Source organism: Plantactinospora solaniradicis, assembly GCF_042658085.1.
GTDB lineage: Bacteria > Actinomycetota > Actinomycetes > Mycobacteriales > Micromonosporaceae > Plantactinospora > Plantactinospora solaniradicis.
In genome coordinates, this window is sequence record NZ_JBHSPR010000008.1 from 273383 (window position 1) to 295685 (window position 22303).

Below are 22303 nucleotides of genomic sequence, written 5' to 3' on the forward strand. Positions count from 1 at the left end.
CAGCGGACGTGGTGGCGCCGATGCCGGTCAGGCGCGGTAGACCTCCAACTCGTACACCCGGGTCGCGGTGTTGCCGTCGCTGGTCGGTGCGAGCACGTTCAGCCGGACGTACCGGGCGGTGACCGGGGCGACCGTGTGGGTGCTGACGTCGGCGGTGTTGCCGCGTACGGCCGCCACCGTCGTCCAGGTGGTCCCGTCGGTGCTGGTCTGCAGGTCGAAGTCCCGGGTGTTCCAGGCCGGGTTCTCCCCGCCCGCACCGGAGTGCCGCAGGACGAACCGGCCGACCTGGGTGTTCGACTGGAGGTCGACCCGGAGCCAGCGGGTGTTGCCGAGCACGCACCACTTGTCGGACAGCCCACCCGACCAGGTGCCGTTGACCGCCTTGCCCGGCGCCTCGCTGGCGGCGCACTGGCCGCTGGCGGTCGCCGGGCGGTTCAGCGCCAGGTTGCCCTCCGGGACGCCGGTGCCCGGGTCGAACCGGTTCACCCAGTAGGCGGTCCGGTCGAGGTAGGCGGTCTCGGCGGCGGCACCGGTACGTCCGTAGGCGCCGTTGTAGGTCAGGTAGCCGTGCCCGGCCGGCGGGTTGGCCCTGGCCGGTTCGATGCTGGACCCCTCGTGCCACTCGTTGAACGAGGTGACCGAGACCCAGCTGGGCGGACCACCGGTGGCCGGGTTCAGGGCGTTGTTCCACTGCTGGTCGTACATCGCGCCGTTGGCGCGGTCCACCGTCGGCGTGGTGTTGCCCGGAACCGCACGGTCGTCCAGGTAGCCGGGCGCGACCGACGGAGCCCAGACCAGCCCGTTCGCCTTCGCGTACGCGGCGGCCTGCTGCCAGCCCGGTGCGGTGGCGCCGGCGATGCCGTCGTAGGTGTATATCCCGCCGAAGTCGCCGACCAGCGACGTGTTGGTGGTCTGCGCCAGGATGATGTTGTTCGCCTTCAACGGTGCGATCGGCGACCAGTCGGTGATCCGTACGCTCTCGAAGACGTAGAACGCCGGGCGGTTACCGTGCTCGGGGTCGCGAAAGAAGGCCGGACTGCTTCCGTACCGCTGGTTGATGTAGTTGACGTCGGCGACGGTCGAGGCGGCGGTACGCCCCTGGTAGGGCTCCAGATGCCAGGCGACCTTCACGCCCTGCCGGGCGGCGGCCTCGAGCACCCCGGCCGCGAGGTTGTCCTCGAAGGAACCCTGACCCCACCAGCTGTAGACGATGACGCCCGCGCCGGACTGCCGTACCCAGGCCATGTGCTGGGCCACGGCCCCGGCGTAGTCGCCGGAGTCGTACGCACCGAGCGAGGGGTAGAAGTCGGCGCCGATGTCGTCCGGCGGCGTGTGCCCGCCCTGCTGCCAGTGTCGCCACTGACCGTAGGTGGCCGGGTTGCCGTACCAGGAGTAGTAGAAGAGGTGGACCTTGTTCGACAGGCCGGCCGCCGCGACGGCCGGAGCCGACCCGGTGGCGCCGGTCGCCTCCGTCGTGCCGGACGATCCGGTCTCGGCGCTCGCCCGGCCGGGCGTCGGCCCGATGGCGGCGGCGAACAGGCCGAGCAGCAGCAGTGGTGTGGCGAGCAGGCGGATGGTGCGTGGGGACGGTGACATGCGTGCTCCTTCTTCCTGAGCTGGAGAGGGGCAGCCAGGCAAGGCGCGCGCCGCCGCGCTTGAGGCCGGTGTGCGGTGGTCACCGGGTGCCGTGCCCGGTGGCGTTCGGACGTCTCGGTGCTGGTACCGATGGCTACGAGCGGATTGTCCGACGTGCTAGAGAATTAACCACAGACCGCGACGCTAATCAATAGGAAACATCCGAGGTCATCGGTGGCCGTTAATCGACGGGCGGGTGTCAGGGGGTGCCGACCGGGGCGCAGTCGACGACATCAGCACTGTTCATGGCCGTGTCCTTGTCGTACCCGCGCGGAGCGCATCGCCGTCCACGTCCGAGGAAACATTGGACGTCATGGCACGGAGGGTCAGCCGGACAACACCGAGATCGCCGCGGCCAGGTAGAGGCAGCCACCGAGGCTGACCGCCACCCCGGCGATCGCCGGGGTCCAGGCTGTCGCGGTCGCCGCGATAGGCCAGCGTCGGGTGCCGCCGCTCAGCAGCGCGAATCCGCGGATGGCGACCAGACCGACGGCGGTGAGCGTGGCCGCCATGCCGACCCCGAAGGCGAGCACGAGGAGCAACGCGTCGATCGCGCGGCCGGTCAGTAGGCCGCTGACCAGCACCAGGAACGCGGATGGCGAGGGCAGCAGGCCACCGGAGACCGCGAGTACGGTCAGCCCGCGCCGGGACCACGGATCCGTCGGCGCCGCGACGTGATGCGTGTGTTCTGGTTCGGCGGCACCGACGTGGCCGTGTCCGTGCTCGTGGTGGTGGTCGTGCCCGTGTCCGTGGGTGTGTCCGTGTCCGTGGTCGTGGTCGTGGGCGTGTCCGTGACCGTGGTGGTGTCGATGGCCGCCCCGCAACTGCCGCCAGGTGAGCTGGGCACCCACACCGATGACGAGCAACCCGGCCGCCACCTGCATCCACGCGGTCACCGTCCTGGTGCCGAGGCTCGCCGCGCCGCTCAGTCCGACCCAGGCGAGCGCCAGCACCAGGACCGAGAAGGTGTGCATCACCGCCACGATCACCCCGAGTCGGATCGCGTCGCGGTACCGACCCCGGGTGCCGAGCAGGTAGGCCGCGGTGATGCTCTTGCCGTGGCCCGGCGCGACCGCATGCGCGGCCCCGACCCCCAGCGCCACCAGCAGGGCCAGCCAGAAGACCGCTCGGCCGTCGAAGAGCGACACCAGCCGGCCGTCGAGGCCGTTCACGACCGGCCCCGGGTGCGTCGACGCAGCCGTACCGCGACCAGCACGGCCACGGCCGCGACCACGGCCGTACCGGTGCCGATCGCAGTCCGGAGCGTCGTACCGGACAGGCCACCCGTACCCGGCGCGAACCGCACCCGATGGGTCGGCTCGGTGGCGGTGAACAGCGTCCGGTCCGGCGTGGCCGGGGTCTCGCTGGTGAGCATCGTCCGGTACGCCTCGTTCAGGTCGGTCAGCGCGCCCACGGTGACGTCGAGATCGACCACCTCGACCGGGCAGTCGAAGTCGAGCCGGGCGCCCCGGCTGAGCAGCCGGTCCAGGGCGGCGAGCCGTCCGGGACACGGGGAGCCGTCCTGCCGGACCGTGATCCGCTCCAGCAGGTAGTCGTGTACCCGGGTGGACCGCTGGAGCTTCTGCTCCCCGGTGAGTTCGGTCGCCACCGCGCCGGATGTCGGGTCCTCGAAGGCCCCGAGGGACTGGCCGAGGGCCACCCAGTCGTCCTCGGCGGCGAGCCAGGTGATCGCGACGCCGGAGCCGTCGACGCTGATCCGCGCGGTGGACGGTGGGCCGAACGGATGTGCGGCGGCCGGAGTCGCCGGGGCCGCGAGGGCCACCACGACGGCGGCCAGGGCGGCCGCGCCGGTGACGCGGGCCGCGACCAGCGGCGGGATGCGGAGGGGCACTGGGAAAGTCTCCTGAGGTACGGACCGGGCGCGGAGCATTCGCGGCCGCGAATGCTCCGCGCCCGGCGGGAACTACTTCGTCACGGTGATGACCGGACTGGTGATCTTCTGGTTCTCACTGGTCAGGTACACCACGTGGGTGGTGTTCTTCTTCGCCGACGGGGGCAGCGCGAAGGTGTATTCGAGCCGGCCCAGTTCGTCGGCCTTCTTGTAGCCGATGAAGACGCCGTTCTTGCCCGCGCCGTCCTTGGAGTTGCGCAGGTAGACCGTCACCTCCTCGCCCGGGTCGTAGCCGTACGCGGAGACCTTGACCTTGCCCTTGGCCTCGACGATGGTCTTGTTGACCTTGGCCTGCTCACCGACGGTGTTCTCCGGGGTACGGAGTTCGTTGACGGTGCGCTCGCCGTCCGCGTTCTTCCGGATGACGACGCCGTCGTGGTGCTGGCCGTTGGCGTAGCGGGCCTCGTACCGGATGCTGTCGGCGGTGACGTCGATCAGCTGGTAGAGCTGCTTGTCCTCGCCCTTGCTCATGATGTCCGCGCCGTTGTCGGTCCAGACCGAGCCGTCGACGTCGTACATCTTGCCGCCGGACACCGACACCGCGTAAACGGTGCTGTCGTGTACGGACAGCGACTGCCGGGACGAGCTGACGCTGCCCCGGCCGTAGGTGTGGTCGTGGCCCTGGAGGACGAGGTCCACGCCGTACTTCTCGAACAGCGGGCCCCACTGCGCCCGGACCACGGGGTTGTTGCGGCCCTCGGCGGTCGAGTAGACCGGGTGGTGGAAGGTCACCACGGTCCACTTGTTGGGGTTGTTCTTGAGCACACCCTCCAACCACGCGGTCTGCGCGGCCATGATGTCGGGGATGCCCTGCACGTTGGTGTTCAGGCCGATGAACCGCACGCCCTGGTAGTCCACCGTGTAGGCGGTCCGGTCCAGCTCCGCCGGCCAGTCGGCCGGACCGTTGTCCGGGAACGGGAACTGCGGCGCCCAGAACGAGGACAGCGCACTGCCGCTGTACTCGTGGTTACCGGGGATCGAGATGTTGTTGATCTGGCCGTCGATGAAGCCGCCAGCCTGGTACCACTGGCCCCACTGCTCCTCGCTGTTCGCGGAGTCGATGAGGTCACCGGCGTTGACGATCACCTTGGCCTGCGGCCGGTCCGCGAACGCCTGCCGGAACACCCGGGGCACCGCGGAGTCGATGTAGTTCTGGGCGTCGCCGTAGTAGATGAACGAGAACGGCTCGGCGTCGGCGGTGGCCGTGGTGAAGTCGGTCCAGGCGCTCCAGTTGGTGCCGTCGCCGACCCGGTAGGAGTAGCGGGTCCCCGGCTTGAGGCCGAGGAACTCCGCGGTGTGGTAGGTCGACGCGTACCCGAGGGAGGTGTTGACCGAGGTGGTCGACATCGCCTTGACCGCCGAGACGGCGCCCGCGGGGGGAGCCACTCCGCCGAGCGCGGCGGGGGCCTCGAGGATCTCGGCCTGGGCCCACTCCGGGGTGGCCTCGGCACGCCAGGTCACCCGCTGCGAGGTGGAGGGCGTGGTGGTGGGGGTGAGGATGATGCGGTCCGGCATCGGCGACGGCCGGTGGATCTCCGCCGCCGGGTACTTGCCCGGTGCGGCGTCACCGAACGCCACCGGGCTCAACGCGAAGCCACCGACGAGCATAGCCGCGGCACCGATCGCCGTCAGCTTCGCCCGCCGGGAACCCACGATCCAGGGTCTCTTGACGTTACTCAACGAGAGTCACCTTTCAGGTGAAAGTGAACTGCGCTCCCGGTCGTCGGCCGACCGGTGAGCAAGCGCATTCACCCAGAGATGATCAAAAAGTGATCGGCGGTTTCCTGACCAGAAGGTGAACTGCTGGTCGCTGCCCGGTCATCCGCGCAGGATTCACGGCGTGGCGGTCGACCAGCCATCCGGTGGTGCCCGGTCGTTCACCCCGGACCACCTAGCATGCCGACGTCGGGTCCCTCCACAGAGTTCGGAGCATGATGAACCTGCCGTCGCGCCGCTGGGCGGTGGCCGCCACCGTCGGCGCCCTCGCGGCGATATCCGCCATCGACCCGACGGTCTCGCCGCCGCAGGCCAAGGACGACACGTTCATCAGTGCGCAGACGAGCGGCATCCTCAACATCGAGGGTGGCGAGTGCTTCGCCGATCCGGCGTACTCGCGGCAGGCCGCCGAGGTGATCGTCCGGTACGAGCCCTGTGAGGAGGGTGCGGACAACCAGTCGTACGGCTTCCTGCGTGCCGCCGACGGGCCGTGGCAACGTCCGGAACTGGCGGCCTTCGCCTGGGAGGGTTGTGGAAACTTCTTCGAGCGGCGCTGGCCGGACCGGTCCGGCGGAAGACTGGACTTCTATCCGATCCTGCCGACCGAGCAGACCTGGGCCGACGGCGACCGGACGGTGATGTGCGTCGTCTACCGTCCACACGGCCGACTCACCGACTCGGTGCTACCGCAGATCCGGTGAGCACCCCCTCGTCAGGCGCGTAGGCCACCGTCGACCGGCAGGCAGACGCCGGTGACGAAGGAGGCACGGTCGCTGAGCAGCCAGGCGGCGGCCTCGGCGATCTCGTCCGGTTCGGCGGCCCGACGCAGCGGGGTGAGCGAGTTGAGCCGGTCGACGGCGGCGGGTTCCTCCTCCGCCCACCTGCGGATCACTCCGGTCATCGTGGTGCCGGGCGCGATCGCGTTCACCCGGATACCCTCCGGGCCGTGTTCGGCCGCCGCGGTCTCGGTGAGGCTGTTGACCGCCCGTTTCGTCGCGGCGTACGGCCCGAGTCCCGGCGAGCCCCGGAAACTGCCGACACTGCTGTTGTTGACGATCGCCCCGGTCCCGGCGGTCGCCCGGATCGCCCGGATCTCGGCGGTCATGGAGAGGAAGACACCCTTGTAGTTGACGGTGGTGACCAGGTCGAAGTTCTGCTCCGTGGCATTCACCATCGGGGTGTGCGGGACGGAAACGCCGGCGTTGTTGAAGGCCACGTCCAACCGGTTGTGCAGCCGGATGACGGTGTCGACGGCGGCCTGGATGCTGGCCGCGTCGGTCAGGTCGGTGAGTACGTAGTCGGCCGTGCCGCCGTCGTCCCGGATCTGGTCGACGACGTCGGCGAGTTGGGACTCCGTCCGTGCCGCCAGCACTACCGCGGCGCCCTCCCGGGCGAACAGCCGGGCCGCCGTCGCGCCGATGCCCCGGCCGGCGCCGGTGATGAACGCGACCTTGTCACTGAGCATGCCGGGCCGGGTGCCGAGGGCCTTCGTTCCTGTCATGAACTTCTTCCTCATCGCGCGATGACGATCCGCGGCTACGACGGGTATCCGCGGGTACCGGTCAGGTCGAGAGCCGTACGTGCCCCTGGGTGCCGGTTGCCTCCAGGTCCCAACGCTTGCCGAAGGCCTGCAACCGGAGGAGCTTGACCCGGCCGAAGTCCCGTGGCAGGCAGGGGTTCAGGGTGAGCTGACCGTTCCGGGCCTCCAGACCGAGCAGGGTCCGGAGGAAGAGCATCGGTGCGGCGCTCGCCCAGGCCTGTGGCGTACAGGCGGTCGGATACGGCACCGGCTTGCGTCCGTACGACCGGTCGTATCCGGCGAACGCCTCGGGCAACCGGTGTTCGGAGAAGTCGGCGGCCTCCAGCATCCCGACGATGATCCGGGTGGCTTCCGCCTGGAACCCGTAGCGGTTCAGCCCGTGCGCGATCAGCGAGTTGTCGTGCGGCCAGACCGTGCCGCTGTGGTACCCGATCGGGTTGTAGCAGGTGTTGCCGGTGGAGGTGGTCCGGACGCCCCAGCCGGAGAACATGTGATCGGCCAGGAGTTGGTCGGCGATGATTTTGGCGCGTTCCGGCGGGACGATGCCGCTCCAGAGGAGCTGCCCCATGTTGGAGGTCATCGAGTCGATCTGGCGCTTGTCGCCGTCGAGCCCCACGGCGTAGTAGCCGCCCCGCTTGTCGATCCAGAAGTCCTCGTTGAAGCGCTGCCGGAGCCGGTGCGCCTCGTCGCGCAGCCGCTCCGCGAGTTCCGGATCCCCCAGGGGCCCGTCGGCGAGTTCGGCGACCCGTAGCTTCGCGTCGTAGGTGTAGCCCTGGATCTCGCAGGTCGCGATCGGCAGCACCGGGATGGCTCCGTCGGAGTAGGCAATTCCGTCGGCCGAGTCCCGCCAGCAGTGGTTCCCGAGCCCCTGTGGAGAGCGGGTGGCGTACTCGACGTATCCGTCCTTGTCCAGGTCACCGTAGTTGTCGATCCAGCGCAGCGCGGCGTACACGTTGTCGCGGTACTGCCGGACGAGGCCGTCGTCGAGCGTCCAGCGCCAGTACTCGGAGAGGAGGATCAGCCAGAGCTGGGTCGCGTCGGAGGTGCCGTAGTACGGGTTGTGCGGCTTCTCACCGGTCCGGGTCAGCTCGCCGCTGCGTACCTCGTGGAGGATCTTGCCGGGTTCCTCGTCCCGGAAGTCGTCCAGTTTCGTGCCCTGGTAGTTCGCGAGCATCCGGATGGTGCCGTGGGCGAGGCGCGGTCCGAAGCAGACCGTCTGGTAAGCGGTGACCAACGAGTCCCGGCCGAAGATGGTGAGGAACCAGGGCAGCCCGGCGGCTGGCAGCACGATAGTCTCGTCGCCCACCTTCTGCGCGATCCGGAGTGCGACCAGGTCCAGTTTGGACTTTCGCAGCACCCGGTTGATCAGATCGGAGTCGAACTCCTGTACCGGACAGTCGTCGTGCCAGATCTCGGTGGGGTCCTCGCCGACCAGGTCGAATCCCTTGCCGAACTGGCGGTGCAGCGACGGCATCTCGCTGGGCCTGCGGGGCAGTGCGACGGTCAGTTCGGCCTCCCATTTGGTTCCGGGCTCCAGCCGGAGGTCCCAGATCAGGTCGTTCTCCTCCACCCGGTCCGCCGGGGGCGAGGACTTGAGGGCGGTGACGGCCTCGAAACCGGCGTTGCGGTAGGTGAAGCTGAGACCGGAGCCGTCGGTGGGGTGGTCCCGGGTGATGTTGGCCGAGCGGTCCCGTACGCATTGTTTGATCTCGAAAAGGTCCGCGAAGTCGGTGCCCACCCGCAGGCGTAGCTGCACCGACTGCACCTCGTTCGCGAAGCACTCCAGCTCGATGCGCTCCTGCATGGCCTCGCTGATGAAGCGCTGCCGGCGGACTCCGACGCTGTTCGTCGGAACGTGTGGCAGGTCCGCGTTGGTGAGGAAGAACGCCGCGGAGTCGTCGTCGATGGTGCCGGAGCTGAGCAGGAGCAACGATGCGCCGCCGAGGGTCAGTTCCCACTGGCTGAGCAGCCGGGTGTCGTCGTGCACCAGGCCGCCGATCGTGCCGACCGGTACGTCTCCGGTGGCGTTGCTCACCATGAACGAGCGGCCCTCCACCACCGCGACGGCGTCCGGTCCCAACTCGGGTGGCTGGGTACGTTGGACCGAACTCGGCGTTTCGGCGCCGGCCGCCAGACCCGGAGTCGGGTCGGCCGGCGTGGGACGTCGGACAACATTCGTCACGGCAGCCTCTTTACCGGACGAGAAGCATGGCCATCCTGTCGTTCGTCAGCCTAGGCAGGTCCGGACCGGCGGCGGTGCCGAACGCGAGAACCGGCCCCGAAAGCGGGCCTGGCAGGCGGCGGGTCGGCACGGGACCGGGGTTCCTCGGCCGGGGCAGGCATGGGCAGGGCGACGGCGGGCAGGAGAGAGCACGGAGGGTGCGGAGGACCCGAGGGTGAGGAGGACCGGATGCGGGACGTCGAACTGGCGGGCGATGGCCGGCGGGTCGTGGTGATCGCGGTGGAGCGGGGCGAGGAGGCGGTGGCCACCGTCAACGAGGTGGCCCGACGCCGGGGGATCCGCGCGGCACAGGTCACCGCCGTGGGCGGCTTCGAGAACGCCGAGGTCGGCTACTTCGACCGGGAGGCCCGGGACTACCTCCCGATCCCGGTGTCGGAACAGGTCGAGGTCCTCTCCCTGCTCGGCGACATCGCCGAGGTGGACGGGGAGCCAGCGCTGCACGTGCACGCCGTACTAGGTCGCCGGGACGGCAGCACGGTCGGCGGCCACCTACGCCGTGGCCAGGTGTGGCCCACCCTGGAGGTGGTCGTCACCGAGGTCGCGGCGGAGCTGGCCAAACGGGTCGATCCGGAGACCGGGGTGGCGCTGTTGACCGGATCCGCCCGGACCTGACCGCCGGTCGCTCCCGGGCGCCGTCCCCGGTGGACGCCATACGTCGATGATCCACGATATGGTTGCCGGCTCGAACGCTGGAGCCACATGTCATCGACGGAGGGATGTCCGTGCGACAGTCCGAAGTAGAACCCGTACCGGTCCGCAGGGCCGGCAGTGGAGCCCTGTCCCGGCGGAACATGCTGCGTACCGGGGCGGTGGCCACCGGTGGTGCGCTGCTGGTCGGCGCGGCCGGCACGGGGGCGGAGGCGGCGCCGCGGCGCGGCGTGACGCCGCTGCGCGCCCGGGCGCTGGTGCCCGGCGACCGGGTCCGGGTCGTGTCGCCGGGCGGCACCCCGGACCCGGTCCTGATGAACCGGGGGATGGAGATCCTGCGGAGCTGGGGCCTGGAGGTGGAACTCGGCCAGCACGTCTTCGCCAGGTACGGCTACCTGGCGGGCACCGACGCCCAGCGGCTGGCCGACCTGAACGACGCGCTGAACGACCCCGATGTCCGTGCCGTCTTCGCGGCCCGGGGCGGCTACGGCACCCAGCGGATCGTCGACCAGATCAAGGTCGCCGGTGTCCGCCGCCACCCGAAGGTGGTCGTCGGGTTCAGCGACATCACCAGCATCCACGGCAAGCTGTGGCGGGACACCGGCCTGGTGACGTTCTACGGCCCGATGGTCAACTGGAACGACAGCCGGACCGGGCCGGACTCGGCCGAGGCGCTGCGCCGGGCGGTGATGACCACCGCCCCGGTCGTGGTCAACCGGGATCCGGCCGAGACCGCCGCTCCGGTCATGGTGCCGGGCCGGGCCTCCGGTCGGCTGCTGGGCGGCTGCCTGACGCTGCTCTCCACGTCGTACGGCGCGGGGGACTCGCCGGACTTCGACGACGCCATCCTGTTCTTCGAGGACGTGGACGAGGCGCCGTACAGCCTCGACAGGATGCTGACGGAGTTGCGTCGGGTGGGCGTACTGCGCCGGGTCGCCGGAGTGGTGGTCGGGCAGATCACCAACAGCGTCGGCGGGCCCGGCGAGTGGGACGCGGTGGCGATGCTCAGGGACCGGCTCTACGACCTCGGGGTGCCGGTGCTGGGCGGGCTCCGCCTCGGGCACGGCAACGGGCAGCTCACCATCCCGCTCGGAGCCCGGGCCACCATCGATGCCCAGGCCGGGACCCTGACGGTGGAGCCCGGCGTCAGGTAACCGGCGGCGCCGCGCCGACTAGAGCCGGCCGTCGGGGTAGCGGGTCAGGTAACCCCCCATGGTCCGGAAGTAGTCGGTCGCGGCGTGGTCCTGGCCGTCGTCGGTACGTACCCGGGTGATGGCCAGGCCGTGCTCGCGGCCGGAGCGCGCCTCGGGCCCGGCCACGATCACCACGCCGTCGCCCTCCCGGTAGAAGATCCGGCCCGGGGTGCCGCCGTACCGGCCCTGCGAGACCCGGGCGGAGAGGATCCGCACCCGCTGGCCGTCGTGGTGGGTGAAGGCGTTCGGGTACGGGTCGGACTGCGCCCGGACCAGTCGCTCGATCTCGTCCACCGGCCGGGTCCAGTCGATCCGGATGTCCTCCTCCGACCGCTTGTGGAAGAAGCTGGCCCTGGAACGGTCCTGCTTGCGCCAGTCGGTCCGGCCGGAGGCGATCAGGGCCAGCCCGTCCACGGTGATCGGGCCGAACAGTTCCAGCGTGCGGTGGAACAGGTCGGTGGCGGTGTCGGTGGGGCCGACTGGTACGGCGCGTTGCAGCACGATGTCGCCCGCGTCGAGGGTGTCGTCCATCAGATGGGCGGTGACCCCGACCTCGCGCTCGCCGTTGAGCAGCGCCCAGATCAGCGGCGAGAAGCCGGCGTACGCGGGGAGCAGCGAGTCGTGCACGTTCAGCGTGCCGTGCGGCGGCAGGTTGAAGATCTCCGGCGGGATCCAGGTACGCCAGTTGGTGGCCACGATGACGTCGGGCTCGGCCTGCCGGAGTCGGTCCATCAGCTCGGCGTCACCGGGACGCTTGCGGATCAGCACGGGTACGTCGTGCTTCTCGGCCAGCTCGGCCACCGAGTCGTCCCAGATCTTCTCGTACGCGTGTTCGCTCCTGGGATGCGTGACGACGAGGCTGACCTCGTGCTCGGAGTTCAGCAGCGCCTCCAGGGTGCGGTGCCCCCAGGTCTGATAGCCGAACATGACAACCCGCATCGACGCTCTCCTCTTCGCCTCGCCCTCGGTCGTTCCCGCTTGCCGCGAGAGCAACTGCCAGGCGGTCCATATTGTCCTTGACCAGGGTGTAGGTTAGCCTAACCTAAATGCCACGGATGGTCGACCGTCCGCGCCAGCCGCACCGGGTCCGTACGGATCCAGTCCTCCACCAAGCCGGCCGACCGGCCCGGCAGACTGATGGGACAGGTATGTCACCAAGCAATCGCAGCGACGACGATCCCCAGGTCCACGACCTCGTCGGCATCGGATTCGGCCCGTCGAACCTCGCCCTGGCCATCGCCATCCGCGAGGCCAACGCGGAGTCCCGCGCGGGACACGCCGGCAGCGCGGTCTTCCTGGAACGCCAGCCCCGGTTCGGGTGGCACCGGGGGATGCTGCTCGACGACACCACCATGCAGGTGTCGTTCCTGAAGGATCTGGTGACGCTGCGCAATCCGGCCAGCGAGTTCAGTTTTCTCTGCTACCTGCAGAGCCGGGGGCGCTTGATCGACTTCATCAACCACAAGAACCTGTTCCCGTCCCGGGTCGAGTTCCACGACTACCTGGAGTGGGCGGCGGCGCAGGTCGACGGCCTGGTCCGGTACGGCCACGAGGTCGTCGACGTGCGGCCGGTGTGGCGGGACGGCGAACTGACCCACTTCGACGTGGCCGCCCGGACCGGCGCGTGTTCCACCCCGCCGGTCGTGCACCGGGCCCGCAACCTGGTGCTGGGCGCCGGTCTGCGGCCCCATCTGCCCGAGGGCGTCACCCTCGACACCCGGATCTGGCACAACCGTGACCTGCTGCCGAACCTCCGAAGCCTGGTGCCGTCGGCGCCGGCCCGCTTCGTCGTGGTCGGCGCCGGGCAGAGCGCGGCCGAGGCCGTCGACCACCTGCACCGCGAATTCCCCCGGGCCGAGGTCTGCGCCGTCTTCTCCCGGTACGGCTACAGCCCCGCCGACGACAGCTCGTTCGCCAACCGGATCTTCGACCCGGCGGCCGTGGAGGAGTACTTCGAGGCGCCGCGAGGGGTCAAGGAGATGATGCTCGCCTACCACGGCAACACCAACTACTCCGTGGTCGACCAGGAACTGATCGACGCGCTGTACCGGCGCGTGTACCAGGAGAAGGTACGCGGAGTCGAGCGACTGCGGATGTTCAACCTGTCCCGGGTGGTGGAGACGGTCCGTACCCCCGAAGGGGTCCGGACGGTGGTCGAGTCGCTGGTGACCAACGAGAAGACGGTGCTCGACGCCGACGTGGTGGTCTTCGCCACCGGCTACCGGCCGGTCGACCCCTTCGACCTGCTCGGCGAGGCGGCGCAGGTGTGCCAGCGGGACGAGTCCGGACGGGCGCTGGTGGAGCGCGACTACCGGCTGCGTACCGGGCCGGAGGTCCGGGCCGGGATCTACCTCCAGGGCGGCACCGAACACACCCACGGGATCTCCTCGTCGCTGCTGTCCAACACCGCCGTCCGGGCCGCCGAGATCCTCGCCTCGATCTCCGCCCGGGCTGTCGTGCCGGACCCGGCGCCCGACCGGCAGCCCGAGTACGCCTGCGCCCCGGGCACGGCGTAACGGCTATCCGCGCGGCGTGTGCCGAGGCCGGAACCGGTACCGGCGGCTTCGCCAACCAACCGGCGTCGCCCGGACTCTCGGACGGTTCGACGATGTTCGTCCGCAGGTAGCGCGGAGCGGGGGCGGCATTCACCTGTGCTGGCCACGATGCGCGCATGCAGGGCTCGTACTCGCCGAATCGGCTGCGGTGGCTGGGCCTGGCCTGCTCGGTGGCCATGGCCGCGAGCGCCTACCTCGCCGGGGCGCCAGCGCAGCATGGCCCCGGGTGGGGCGTCGGCGTCGCACTCTGGGCGGTCGGCGCCGCCGGACTCGTGGCCGTCTGGTGGCGGCTGCGCACCGTCGCCGCGCCGGGATGGCTGCTGGCCACCGGGGCGCTCTGGGCCCTGCCGCTGCTGCTGGCACCACCGCTGGGCAGCCACGACGTCTACGCGTACGCCTGTCAGGGCGAACTCGTCGCGGCCGGACTCGACCCGTACGTCGCCGGGCCGGACGCGTTGCCGTGTCGATGGCTCGACTGGGTCTCGCCGACCTGGCGGGGCACCCCGGCGCCGTACGGTGCGCTCTGGCTGCTGGTCGAACGGTTCGCCGCCGTCGTCGCGGCCGGGAGCCTGCCGGTCGCAGTGACGCTGCTCCGGCTGGCGGCGATCGGCGGCGTCCTGCTGGCCACCGTCGCCGGTGCCCGGCTGGCCCGCCGCTGCGGCGCGGAACCGGCCCGGGTGGTCTGGCTCGGGGCGCTCGGCCCGCTGACCCTGGTGCACGCCGTGTCCGGCGCGCACAACGACGCGCTGCTCGCCGGACTGGTCGTGGCCGGACTGCTGGCCGCCGCGGGGCCGCTGGCCGTCGCCGGATCGTTCGCCGCCACGGCACCGCTGGCCGGCACCGACCGGCGAACCGTGGTCGCCCGGCTCGTCCTCGCCGGGGTCGCGTTCGGGGCCGCCGCCTCGATCAAGGCCACCGCCCTGGTGGTCGTGCCGTTCGCGCTCGCCGTCGTGCCGTGGGCCCGGACCGGTCGCCGCCGGATCGGGGCCGGCGGGGTCCTGGCCGGCGCGACCGTCGGCACCATCGTGCTGCTCGCCGGCCTGACCGGGCACGGCTTCGGCTTCGTGCAGAGTTGGCCGGCGACCGCCGGTAACGTCCAGTGGTCGTCGATCCCGACCGGCGTCGGCATGGCGGTCGGGTACGGGCTGCGGATGGCGGGCCGGCCGGAGGCGTTCGCCAACGCGGTCGAGGTGGCCCGGCTGGCCGGACTGTGCGGACTGGCCGTCGTCCTGGTGGTGCTGTGGCGCCGGGCGGTACGCGGGCCGGTGGCCGAGGCGGTCTCCGCCGCCGGGCTGGCCCTGCTCGCCACCGCCCTGCTCGGGCCGGTGTTCTACGCCTGGTACGCCCTCGCCGGAGTCGCCGTGCTGGCGGCCACCGCACCCCGGGGACGGGCGGCGACGCTGCTGTACGCCGGAGCCGCCGCGCTGATCTTCCTCACCCTGCCGGACAGCCTCGGCCTGGTGACGAAGACCAAGGTCCCGGGAGCGCTGCTCGACCTGCTCCTGGTCTGCTGGGGGCTCGCCCGGTGGGCGGGCGGGGTCCGTCGGGTCAACCCGCACCGGTCACCGACGCCCGGTCCGGCGCGGCCCTCGGCGCTGGCCGGCGCGCGGATGCTGCCGGGGCGGCCCCGGTTCCGGCGGGCGCGGCGAGGACACGCCGAGGCGTTCCGTCCGGAGCGGTCGCCGGGGTAGCGGTGGCCCGGCGGGGCCGTTCGGCTCGGTCGGATGCGGCACGATGGGCCGGTGCACGTCGACGTGGCCAACCGCGCCGCCCGGATCGCCGGAGCGGTCCTGCTCGTCACGGTGCTCGCCGGCTGCCCGGGACGGCCGGGGGAGAGCAAGGTCGACCAGGAACGGGTCGACCTGCTGCGCAGTGATCCGGTCCTCGCCGGCGCTCTCGAACCGCCCGACGCGTACCCCGGCTGGGAGATCAACGACGGGAGCTGGAACCGTTCCGAGGTGAGCGCGCCGCTGGGGCTGTGGCGCTCCCCGGCGCCGGGCGGTATCGCGGTCACCGAAGCCGAGGGCCGGATCGCCGAGATCCTGGCGACGGTACGGGACACCGGTTGGACCGTGCTGCACACCCGTTGCGTGAGCGGGTCGGACGGTTGGCGGTGGGCCGTCGTCGGCTACAAGGTGGTGTCCGGGGTGGGGGTCTGGTTCCATCTCGTCGCCGAGATCTGGCCCGACGGCAAGGGCAGTTCCTCCATCCTCTTGCGGGCGCCGAACCGGCGTGACGACGCCAATCCGTTCGCCGACGCCCCGGCCGGGCTGGCGGCCGGACAATCCTGCATCGAACGCCCCGGTGCTCCGGCACCGTCCGAGGAGGACGGCGTCTACCTGGAGTTGGCGTCGTCGTACACCGAGGGCGCGAGCCCCGATCCGTCGCACCGCTGAGGTCGGCGGCGGAGCACGGTCATCCGGGCAGGGCCACCCCGTTGGCGTGGGCGAAGCCGGCCGCCGATCCCAGGTTGCCGTTGCGGAAGTCGTTCTCGTCGACTCGGCCCACGACACCGCTCCCCGGGTTGTAGATGACCAGGTCCGACCCATCGTGCCCGACCAGCAGCACATAGTGGGCCGGGTACGAGTCGCCGGCCAGCACCGGCACGGTGTGCCCGGCGTCGACGGCGGCCACGGCATCGCGCAGGGCCGGGTTGACGCTGCCGGCGTCGGTGTCGTCGACGAGCCGGAACTCGTACCCGGTGCCGAGGGTGCCGGCGTGGTTGTTGAGTTCGCCGACCAGCCCCCAGGGCGGGGTGCCGAGCTGGTCCGGCCAGTTGCGGCTGGACCGCTCGTAGATGGCCTGTTGTTCGTCGGCGAGCCGTTGCAGCACCGCGTCGCGATCGACGGCCTTCGGGTCGTCCGGGTTGCCGCCGGTGGTCAGGTGGAGCGCGTACAGCGGGTCGGCGATCGAGCGCAGCATGATCGTGGTCATCGACCCGCAGGTCACGTCGTTGTACTGACGCAGCCGTCCACCGTCGTACGTCGCCGAACCGGTCTGGCCCGGGTTGACCAGGCTGAGGTGCCTGTGCAGCCAGGCTTCTTCCCGGCCGTTGATCGTCCGGCCGAATGCCACCACGTTGTCGAGCGGATGTCCGGCGGCCAGCGCCTTGAGCAGGTACGCCCGGTGAGCCTGGCTCGGCGCCTGGGCGAGCAGTTCGTCGAAGCGTCGGCGGTCCTGCGGACCGAGTTGGTCGTACCGGTCGGCGGCCCGGCTGGACTGGGCACCGGCGAGGATGGCGTTGTCGCCGGTCAGGTTCCCGTCGATGCCGACGCCGGTGGTGAGCACGATTCCGGCCGGCGGGAGGGTCGAGTCGGCCATCGCGCCGGCCCGGGCCTTTCCGGTGACGTCACCCAGCACGATGGCGAGGGCGTCGGCGGCGACGATGCTGCGGTCGTACACCTCGATGCATCCGGTGACGAGCCGGGTCAGGCCGCGGACCAGGTCGTCCAGGGCCGTCGGGTCGGGGAAGGGGAGCCCGGCGACGTGTGTCGCGTCGTGCCAGGCGTCGCGGAGTGCCCCGTGCAACTCCTCGTGCCGGCTGCGTAGCGCCCGAACCTCGGCCGCGTACGTGTCGAGGGCGCCGCGTACCCGGGTGAACTGCGGGCCGGTCGCCTCGATCAGGCCACCGGTCGCGGTGACCAGTTCGGCGGCGGTCGCTCCGGCGACCCCCTGCCAGATCTCTGGCAACTGCCCGGTGCCGAGCCGTCGGACGTCGGCGGCGATCGGCCCGACGTCGCCGGCCGCCACCCCGAACGCCACGGCCAGTTCCTCGATCCGGTCGGGGTCGCCGGGCGGCGGTTCGGAGATCATCCCCAGCACCGTGCTGACGGTGCTGACCGCGTTGGCCGGGTTGACCGCCGACAGCAGCTGCCGCAGCCGATTGATCAGCGTGCTGAGCTGGGCGTAGTCGGTGGAGGTCATGAGTGGTCAGCCCGCTTTCACCGGGCCGTCACCGCCGAGCCGGGTCGCCGCCGTCGCGTCGCTGGTCGCGTACCCGTCGGCGGACAGCACCACTCCCCGGCACAGTTCCGCCAGCAGTCGGACATGGACGGAGAGCTCGCCGTGCCACCGGTCCTGGAGCTTGGCGAAGGCGGCCGTGACCTCGGCGACGCCGAGCGCGTCACCCGGGTCGGCGGTGACTCCGTCCCACCGGTCACGCAGGCCACGCAGTTCGGTGGCGAGTTCACACGGCACCTGACCGGCCTGCCGTAGTGCATCGGGTTCGACTCGTAGCGACTCCGTCATCGCGACCCCCAGCGTCCGAGTGCCTGCACGGTAACAATGTGTTGCCAGCGGCGAGGTACCCGAAGGAGGAGTTTTCGCGGTCCCGTACGGTGGCGGAGCCGCTCGGGTCGGCTGTGGACGGCCGGGCTACCGGGGATGCCGGTCGCCCAGGCCGAACCGCTCGGCGAAGGCGGACATCTCGTCGCGTTGCTCGTCGGGCTCGCTGGCGCTGGTGCTCACGACGATCCGGGTCACCCCCTCCGCGGCGAGTGCCTCGACCCGTTCGCCGGTCATGTCGATCGATCCCCAGCGGGTGTATTCGAGGACTTCGGGACTGCGACCGGCCGCGACGGCGGTCGACCTGGCCAGGTCGAGCTGGGCGGCGCGTTCGGCGGGACCGAGGGCACCGCCGGGAAAGTACCCGTCGCCGCGCCGTCCGGCGCGGCGCGCGGCAGCCCGACTCGATCCGCCGACGTGGATCGGCAGGTGGGTGCTTTCGTAGGGCTTCGGGAAGCTGCACAGGTTGTCGAAGCTGAAGAACTCCCCGCCGAAGCTGACCCCTTCCTCGCCGCCGCTCCAGAGCAGCCGCAGGACGTCGATCGCCTCGTCGGTACGCCGGCCACGGGTGCTGAAGTCCACCCCGACCGCGCGCGCCTCGCCCGGCAGGGTGCCGAGCCCCACGGTCAGCAGCCGCATCCGGCCCTTGGACAGCACGTCGATGGTGGCCAGTCGCTTCGCGAGGACCACCGGATGGTGGTACGGCAGCAGCAGAACGCCCGTGCCGAGCAGGATCCGGCGGGTGGCCGCGGCGACGAAGCTCAGGGTGTCGAGCGGATCGGCGTAGGGCAGCGACGGTGGGATCTCCCAACTTCCGAGCGTCGCACCCGGATACAGCGCGATGTGCTCCGGCAGGTACAGCGCCTCGAAGCCGTGGTCCTCGGCGTGTCGGGCATAGGCGATTATCTTGTCCGGGTCGACGCCGTAGTAGGGGGTGCTGTAGCTGATCGCGAACTTCATGTCATTCTCTCGGTCGGCCCGGCGGGGTCGCGCTGGCTGGTCAGCGAGGTGACCGTTGCGCGATCGCCTGGGTGAGCTGGTTCTGCAACTGCCGCCGTACCGCGCCGAGCCGGTCGATCCCGGCGTCGACCTCGGCGAGCTTGCGGCGCAGTACGGTCACGGAGTCCGGGCAGACCTCTCCGGACGTGTTGCCCGCGCGTAGGCAGGCGACGAACGGGCGGATGTCGTCGAGGTTGAATCCCACGGCGAGCCGGGCCCGGATCTCGTGGACGACCCGCAGCTCCGCCTCGTTGTACTGGCGGTAGCCGTTCGCGGAACGCTCGGCGCGTACCAGGCCGTTCGCCTCGTAGTACCGCAGCGTGCGGGTGGTCGTGGCGGCGCGTTCCGCCAGTTCTCCGATCAGCATTCGTCCTCCCCGCACCGCGTCCGTTCGTGGCAAACGTAAACCTTGTCGCCAGCGTCAAGGCAACGTGCGCCCGGTCACGCGTGCCGGCCGGGGGCGGTGGCGATGGGGTCGGGCCGGTGCGCGTCCGGACCGGATCTTGTCGGGCGTCGATACCATCGGGCTCCACCTCGGGACGGGAGGATCGGCCGATGTCCAACCTGACTCCGTCGGACGTGCGGAACATCGCCTTCAAGAAGCCGGCGCTCGGCCGGCGCGGGTACGACGAGCAGGAGGTCGACGAGTTCCTGGAGGAGGTCGAGAGCACCATCGCCGCCCTGACCGAGGAGGTCGCGACGCTGCGGGCGCAGGCCGGCGCCACCGGCACTCCACGGTCGGCGGTCACCGCGTCACTCGACCCGCAGGGCGTGGTGCTCGCCCACCTGGAGGAGATCAAGGCCCGGCTCGGACGGATCGAGTCCGCCGTCGGGGGTGGCGGCCCGAGGTATCCGTTCGGCGATCCGATGTTCCGGAGCTGACCGACGGCGCCGGGGCGGCCGGGCGGGAAGTGTCGCACCCGACGGTCACACTGGGGCTACCCCTCGTAACAGGAGTGTCGATGCCGCGAGTCAGTTCGTACCGACGCCGGGACGGCACCCGGGTCAGGGGCCATTACCGGTCCCGGCGTCCAGGCGGTGGCCGGTCCCGGCGGCCGTACGCCCGACGGCGCTCGTCCCGGCCGGCCGCGCCGGACCGGTCCGGTTGGTGGTTCGCCGGAATCGTCGGTGCCCTGGCCGCCGCCTGGATGATCACCGAGTTCGTCCAGCGGCACCCGGTCTGGGCGACCCTCATCGCGGTCGGGCTGGTGGCCGTCGGGATCGGCGTGCTGACCGTGCTGTTCAAGGCACGCGCCCGGCGGGCGGCACAGGACCGCGAACGGGCCCGACACGTCGAGGCCACGGACACGATGACCGGGCCGGAGTTCGAGGACTGGGTGGCCGGCGTGCTCCGCCGGTCCGGGTTCACCGGCGTCCAGGTGTGCGGAGGCGCGGCGGACCGCGGGGCGGACATCATGGCGACCGCACCGGACGGCCGGCACGTCGTCGTGCAGTGCAAGCGGCACGGCCCGACGAACCGGGTCGGCAGCGCGGCGATCCAGAAGTTCGCCGGGACCTGCCGCAGCATCCACGGTGGCGAGATCTGCGTGATCGTGACCAACGGGCTCTTCGCGGCCGGTGACGGGCTCCGACTCGCCCACGAGCTGGGTATCGGGCTGGTCGACCGCTCGGCGCTGGCGACCTGGGCGTACACCGGCTCGGTCCCGGCGACGATCATTCGGTACTGACGATCAGCCCCGATACCGACGATCGGCCGATACCGAGATAGAGCTCTCGGGTTCGCGAATTCTGAAGCCCCGATGGGCGGGAACTGACGTGTCCACCTTCAGTATGGCCACCGTTGAGCGCTCGGGTTCGCGAACTGGCGTGTCGGTTTGGGTTGCGCGGCGAGCCTGGAGGGGTTCCGTCAGTTTGCTGTCTGCTCGAGGCGAGGACCGAGCGCGGATCGGGAGTCGATCCGAGTCACGGCGTCTTGTGCGCGATTGCGAGCCGGGTCCTGTATTGCCTGGTGATTTCTCCGTTGTAGACGTTTTCGATCAGGTGGCTGATGCACGCAAACAGGTCTCTGCGTGCCTGGGCTGCCATGGCTCGGTGGCCGGAGTAGGTCATGAGCAGGTTCAGGTACTCGTGGGCCGTGTAGCTCTGTTGCCACTCGTAGCGGCGGAACTCGACTGGCCCAAAGCGTGCCGATCGCTCGAACTCTGCTGTCTCTTCGGGGGTCTCGTCATCGTTAGTCAGGCGTATGCCGGGCGGTGTTGTGGGGTCGAAGCGTTCGTAGCATCGTTGTGCGTCGGCGAAGAAGGCGTTCGTCCCGCCGGCGATGTGGTGGGTCGAGACGATGCCGAGGGCTCCGCCGGGACGCAACAGGTCGGCCGCCTTGATCATCCGCACGTCGGGGTCAAGCCAGTGGAACGCGGTCGCGGAGAGAACCGCGTCGAAAGTTCCGTTCGAAGGCTGCCAGTCCTCGAACGCCGACGCGACGACGGTGACGTTCGGGAACTGTGCGAGATTGCGTCGGGCGATGGCGGCCATGTCGGGGCTGAGGTCCATCGCGACGACGGTGCATCCGAGTTGTGCCAGCGGCAGTGTCGCTTGGCCGGTGCCGCATCCGATCTCCAGCACCCGAGCGTGTGGGCCGAGACCGGCGAGCGTGGCGAGGTCGGTGAACAGCGGGGGTGGATAGCTGGGACGGCATTGGTCGTAGAGTTCGGCGTCCTGGCCGAACGTGGTGCGCAGCATTTCTCGCTTGGTGTCGGTCATGGTGCATGGTTATCCCTTCAAGTCGCGCAGGCCGTTCGACCGCCGCCTTGTCGAAGTACTCGCCCCGGGTGGTCCCCGGATACTCGCTGCCGGCGGCGATCCCGGGCAGCGCGTAGTCGTGCGCGGTGTAGACCGTGTCGGGGAAGGGCTCGGTGAACATCGAAAAGTCGGTCGAGTAGCGGTTGCCGTCCAGGAACCAGCACGTGCCGGGAATCGACCTCACGGATCGCCCCGACGAGGCGTTCGTAGAAGGGCCCGATAACCTCGCCGGACGGATCGGCGGGCTCGTTGACCGGGTTGTATCCGGCCACGGCGGGGTTGTCCCGGTACCGCTGCGCAATCGCCTCCCAGAGGTGGACCACCCGATCCTGGAAGTGCCGGTGGGTCCAGAAGTGCGCCCAGTGGGTGGGGTTGTCGCTGTGCCAGTTCTGGTTCTGGTGTCCGGGCACGGCGTGCAGGTCGAGGATGGTGTAGAGGCCGGCGTCGGCGCACTGCTCGACGACCCGGTCCAGCCAGTGGAACCCCTCGGGCTTGAGTACGAACGGACGGTCGTCGTCCTCGAAGTGCCGGTAGCTGAAGGGCACGCGTACCGAGTTGAAGCCCAGCGAGGCGAGGTAGCCGGCGTCCTCGGCGGCGAAGAAGTCGGTCAGAAACCGGGTGAAGAACCTCTGGTAGCCCTCGTCGCCGAGCGCCGCGTGCAGGGCCCGGCGCTGCTGGGACTCGGTACCCGGATAGCCGGTGATGAAGTTCTCCATGTTCAGCCAGCCGCCGAGCCCGACCCCGGCGAGGGTCACGACCGTTCCGGTGGCGTCGACGAGCCGGTCACCGTCGACCCGGATCCAGGGCAGCTTCTCCATG

General features: G+C 70.5%; 21 protein-coding genes. 8 read left to right on the forward strand and 13 right to left on the reverse strand.

The window, feature by feature from the left end:
• Positions 1–27 precede the first annotated feature (27 nt).
• The 4 genes from ACFP2T_RS11055 to ACFP2T_RS11070 form a co-directional block, all read right to left on the reverse strand.
• On the reverse strand, positions 28–1596 hold the full coding sequence (locus ACFP2T_RS11055; RefSeq protein WP_377420407.1) for a discoidin domain-containing protein: 1569 nt from the start codon (positions 1594–1596) through the stop codon (positions 28–30).
• A gap of 365 nt (positions 1597–1961) precedes the next feature.
• Positions 1962–2807, reverse strand: a complete 846-nt coding sequence (locus tag ACFP2T_RS11060) for a nickel/cobalt transporter (protein ID WP_377420409.1) — start codon at positions 2805–2807, stop codon at positions 1962–1964.
• Positions 2804–3487 carry a hypothetical protein gene (locus ACFP2T_RS11065; protein ID WP_377420411.1) on the reverse strand — a complete coding sequence of 228 codons (684 nt, stop codon included), beginning with the start codon at positions 3485–3487 and terminating at the stop codon, positions 2804–2806. Before ACFP2T_RS11065 ends, ACFP2T_RS11060 begins: the two co-directional genes overlap by 4 nt.
• Positions 3488–3559: 72 nt before the next feature.
• Positions 3560–5227: a purple acid phosphatase family protein gene (locus ACFP2T_RS11070; RefSeq protein WP_377420414.1), complete on the reverse strand. Its 1668-nt coding sequence runs from the start codon at positions 5225–5227 to the stop codon at positions 3560–3562.
• A gap of 251 nt (positions 5228–5478) precedes the next feature.
• Here ACFP2T_RS11070 and ACFP2T_RS11075 point away from each other — a divergent pair, with 251 nt between their 5' ends.
• The gene (locus tag ACFP2T_RS11075) at positions 5479–5964 is read left to right on the forward strand and encodes a hypothetical protein (protein ID WP_377420416.1); all 486 of its coding nucleotides are present in this window, start codon (positions 5479–5481) and stop codon (positions 5962–5964) included.
• Positions 5965–5975: 11 nt separating this feature from the next.
• Here the strand turns inward: ACFP2T_RS11075 and ACFP2T_RS11080 are convergent, their stop codons facing one another.
• Both ACFP2T_RS11080 and ACFP2T_RS11085 read right to left on the reverse strand, forming a co-directional pair.
• Positions 5976–6764: an SDR family NAD(P)-dependent oxidoreductase gene (locus tag ACFP2T_RS11080; protein ID WP_377420418.1), complete on the reverse strand. Its 789-nt coding sequence runs from the start codon at positions 6762–6764 to the stop codon at positions 5976–5978.
• A 61-nt stretch (positions 6765–6825) separates the two neighbouring features.
• Positions 6826–8985: an amylo-alpha-1,6-glucosidase gene (locus ACFP2T_RS11085; protein WP_377420420.1), complete on the reverse strand. Its 2160-nt coding sequence runs from the start codon at positions 8983–8985 to the stop codon at positions 6826–6828.
• Positions 8986–9213: 228 nt separating this feature from the next.
• Between ACFP2T_RS11085 and ACFP2T_RS11090 the strand changes: the two genes are divergently transcribed.
• On the forward strand, positions 9214–9657 hold the full coding sequence (locus ACFP2T_RS11090; protein ID WP_377420422.1) for a PPC domain-containing DNA-binding protein: 444 nt from the start codon (positions 9214–9216) through the stop codon (positions 9655–9657).
• A gap of 110 nt (positions 9658–9767) precedes the next feature.
• Positions 9768–10847 (forward strand): S66 peptidase family protein, encoded by a 1080-nt coding sequence (locus ACFP2T_RS11095; RefSeq protein WP_377420424.1) that lies wholly within the window; start codon positions 9768–9770, stop codon positions 10845–10847.
• Between the two features lie 18 nt (positions 10848–10865).
• On the opposite strand, the gene ACFP2T_RS11100 is transcribed toward ACFP2T_RS11095, so the two are convergent.
• Positions 10866–11825 carry a methionyl-tRNA formyltransferase gene (locus tag ACFP2T_RS11100; protein WP_377420426.1) on the reverse strand — a complete coding sequence of 320 codons (960 nt, stop codon included), beginning with the start codon at positions 11823–11825 and terminating at the stop codon, positions 10866–10868.
• Between the two features lie 209 nt (positions 11826–12034).
• Between ACFP2T_RS11100 and ACFP2T_RS11105 the strand changes: the two genes are divergently transcribed.
• The 3 genes from ACFP2T_RS11105 (at position 12035) to ACFP2T_RS11115 (ending at position 15837) form a co-directional block, all read left to right on the forward strand.
• A complete protein-coding gene (locus tag ACFP2T_RS11105) occupies positions 12035–13402 on the forward strand; it encodes a lysine N(6)-hydroxylase/L-ornithine N(5)-oxygenase family protein (protein WP_377420428.1) in 1368 nt (455 codons plus the stop codon).
• 155 nt (positions 13403–13557) lie between these two features.
• Positions 13558–15132, forward strand: coding sequence for a polyprenol phosphomannose-dependent alpha 1,6 mannosyltransferase MptB (gene mptB, locus ACFP2T_RS11110; protein WP_377420430.1), 1575 nt, complete (start codon positions 13558–13560; stop codon positions 15130–15132).
• Between the two features lie 51 nt (positions 15133–15183).
• Positions 15184–15837, forward strand: coding sequence for a hypothetical protein (locus ACFP2T_RS11115; protein WP_377420432.1), 654 nt, complete (start codon positions 15184–15186; stop codon positions 15835–15837).
• 19 nt (positions 15838–15856) lie between these two features.
• Here the strand turns inward: ACFP2T_RS11115 and ACFP2T_RS11120 are convergent, their stop codons facing one another.
• From ACFP2T_RS11120 to ACFP2T_RS11135, 4 genes are all read right to left on the reverse strand, one after another.
• The gene (locus ACFP2T_RS11120; protein ID WP_377420434.1) at positions 15857–17365 is read right to left on the reverse strand and encodes a hypothetical protein; all 1509 of its coding nucleotides are present in this window, start codon (positions 17363–17365) and stop codon (positions 15857–15859) included.
• Positions 17366–17371: 6 nt separating this feature from the next.
• On the reverse strand, positions 17372–17689 hold the full coding sequence (locus ACFP2T_RS11125; RefSeq protein WP_377420435.1) for a type VII secretion target: 318 nt from the start codon (positions 17687–17689) through the stop codon (positions 17372–17374).
• A 126-nt stretch (positions 17690–17815) separates the two neighbouring features.
• On the reverse strand, positions 17816–18685 hold the full coding sequence (locus ACFP2T_RS11130; RefSeq protein ID WP_377420437.1) for a TIGR03619 family F420-dependent LLM class oxidoreductase: 870 nt from the start codon (positions 18683–18685) through the stop codon (positions 17816–17818).
• A 40-nt stretch (positions 18686–18725) separates the two neighbouring features.
• Entirely contained in the window at positions 18726–19091 is a 366-nt protein-coding gene (locus tag ACFP2T_RS11135; protein ID WP_377420439.1) for a MerR family transcriptional regulator, read from the reverse strand.
• A 188-nt stretch (positions 19092–19279) separates the two neighbouring features.
• On the opposite strand from ACFP2T_RS11135, the gene ACFP2T_RS11140 reads away from it, so the two are divergent.
• Positions 19280–19606, forward strand: a complete 327-nt coding sequence (locus ACFP2T_RS11140) for a DivIVA domain-containing protein (RefSeq protein WP_377420441.1) — start codon at positions 19280–19282, stop codon at positions 19604–19606.
• A gap of 80 nt (positions 19607–19686) precedes the next feature.
• The gene (locus tag ACFP2T_RS11145) at positions 19687–20412 is read left to right on the forward strand and encodes a restriction endonuclease (RefSeq protein ID WP_377420443.1); all 726 of its coding nucleotides are present in this window, start codon (positions 19687–19689) and stop codon (positions 20410–20412) included.
• A 235-nt stretch (positions 20413–20647) separates the two neighbouring features.
• Here ACFP2T_RS11145 and ACFP2T_RS11150 read toward each other — a convergent pair whose 3' ends face one another.
• Both ACFP2T_RS11150 and ACFP2T_RS11155 read right to left on the reverse strand, forming a co-directional pair.
• Positions 20648–21445 (reverse strand): class I SAM-dependent methyltransferase, encoded by a 798-nt coding sequence (locus ACFP2T_RS11150; protein WP_377420445.1) that lies wholly within the window; start codon positions 21443–21445, stop codon positions 20648–20650.
• 17 nt (positions 21446–21462) lie between these two features.
• Complete coding sequence (locus ACFP2T_RS11155; protein ID WP_377420447.1) at positions 21463–22302, reverse strand: glycoside hydrolase family 5 protein; 840 nt, start codon at positions 22300–22302, stop codon at positions 21463–21465.
• Between the last annotated feature and the right edge of the window lies 1 nt (position 22303).

Excerpts from the sequence above, each read along its gene's own strand:
- ACFP2T_RS11155 (WP_377420447.1), bottom strand. The coding sequence starts at position 22,302 with ATGGAGAAGCTGCCCTGGATCCGGGTCGACGGTGACCGGCTCGTCGAC.
- ACFP2T_RS11055 (WP_377420407.1), bottom strand. The coding sequence starts at position 1,596 with ATGTCACCGTCCCCACGCACCATCCGCCTGCTCGCCACACCACTGCTG.
- ACFP2T_RS11120 (WP_377420434.1), bottom strand. The coding sequence starts at position 17,365 with ATGACCTCCACCGACTACGCCCAGCTCAGCACGCTGATCAATCGGCTG.
- ACFP2T_RS11105 (WP_377420428.1), top strand. The coding sequence starts at position 12,035 with ATGTCACCAAGCAATCGCAGCGACGACGATCCCCAGGTCCACGACCTC.
- ACFP2T_RS11090 (WP_377420422.1), top strand. The coding sequence starts at position 9,214 with ATGCGGGACGTCGAACTGGCGGGCGATGGCCGGCGGGTCGTGGTGATC.
- ACFP2T_RS11075 (WP_377420416.1), top strand. The coding sequence starts at position 5,479 with ATGATGAACCTGCCGTCGCGCCGCTGGGCGGTGGCCGCCACCGTCGGC.
- ACFP2T_RS11145 (WP_377420443.1), top strand. The coding sequence starts at position 19,687 with ATGCCGCGAGTCAGTTCGTACCGACGCCGGGACGGCACCCGGGTCAGG.
- ACFP2T_RS11080 (WP_377420418.1), bottom strand. The coding sequence starts at position 6,764 with ATGACAGGAACGAAGGCCCTCGGCACCCGGCCCGGCATGCTCAGTGAC.
- ACFP2T_RS11140 (WP_377420441.1), top strand. The coding sequence starts at position 19,280 with ATGTCCAACCTGACTCCGTCGGACGTGCGGAACATCGCCTTCAAGAAG.
- ACFP2T_RS11135 (WP_377420439.1), bottom strand. The coding sequence starts at position 19,091 with ATGCTGATCGGAGAACTGGCGGAACGCGCCGCCACGACCACCCGCACG.
- ACFP2T_RS11130 (WP_377420437.1), bottom strand. The coding sequence starts at position 18,685 with ATGAAGTTCGCGATCAGCTACAGCACCCCCTACTACGGCGTCGACCCG.
- mptB (WP_377420430.1), top strand. The coding sequence starts at position 13,558 with ATGCAGGGCTCGTACTCGCCGAATCGGCTGCGGTGGCTGGGCCTGGCC.
- ACFP2T_RS11125 (WP_377420435.1), bottom strand. The coding sequence starts at position 17,689 with ATGACGGAGTCGCTACGAGTCGAACCCGATGCACTACGGCAGGCCGGT.
- ACFP2T_RS11100 (WP_377420426.1), bottom strand. The coding sequence starts at position 11,825 with ATGCGGGTTGTCATGTTCGGCTATCAGACCTGGGGGCACCGCACCCTG.
- ACFP2T_RS11150 (WP_377420445.1), bottom strand. The coding sequence starts at position 21,445 with ATGACCGACACCAAGCGAGAAATGCTGCGCACCACGTTCGGCCAGGAC.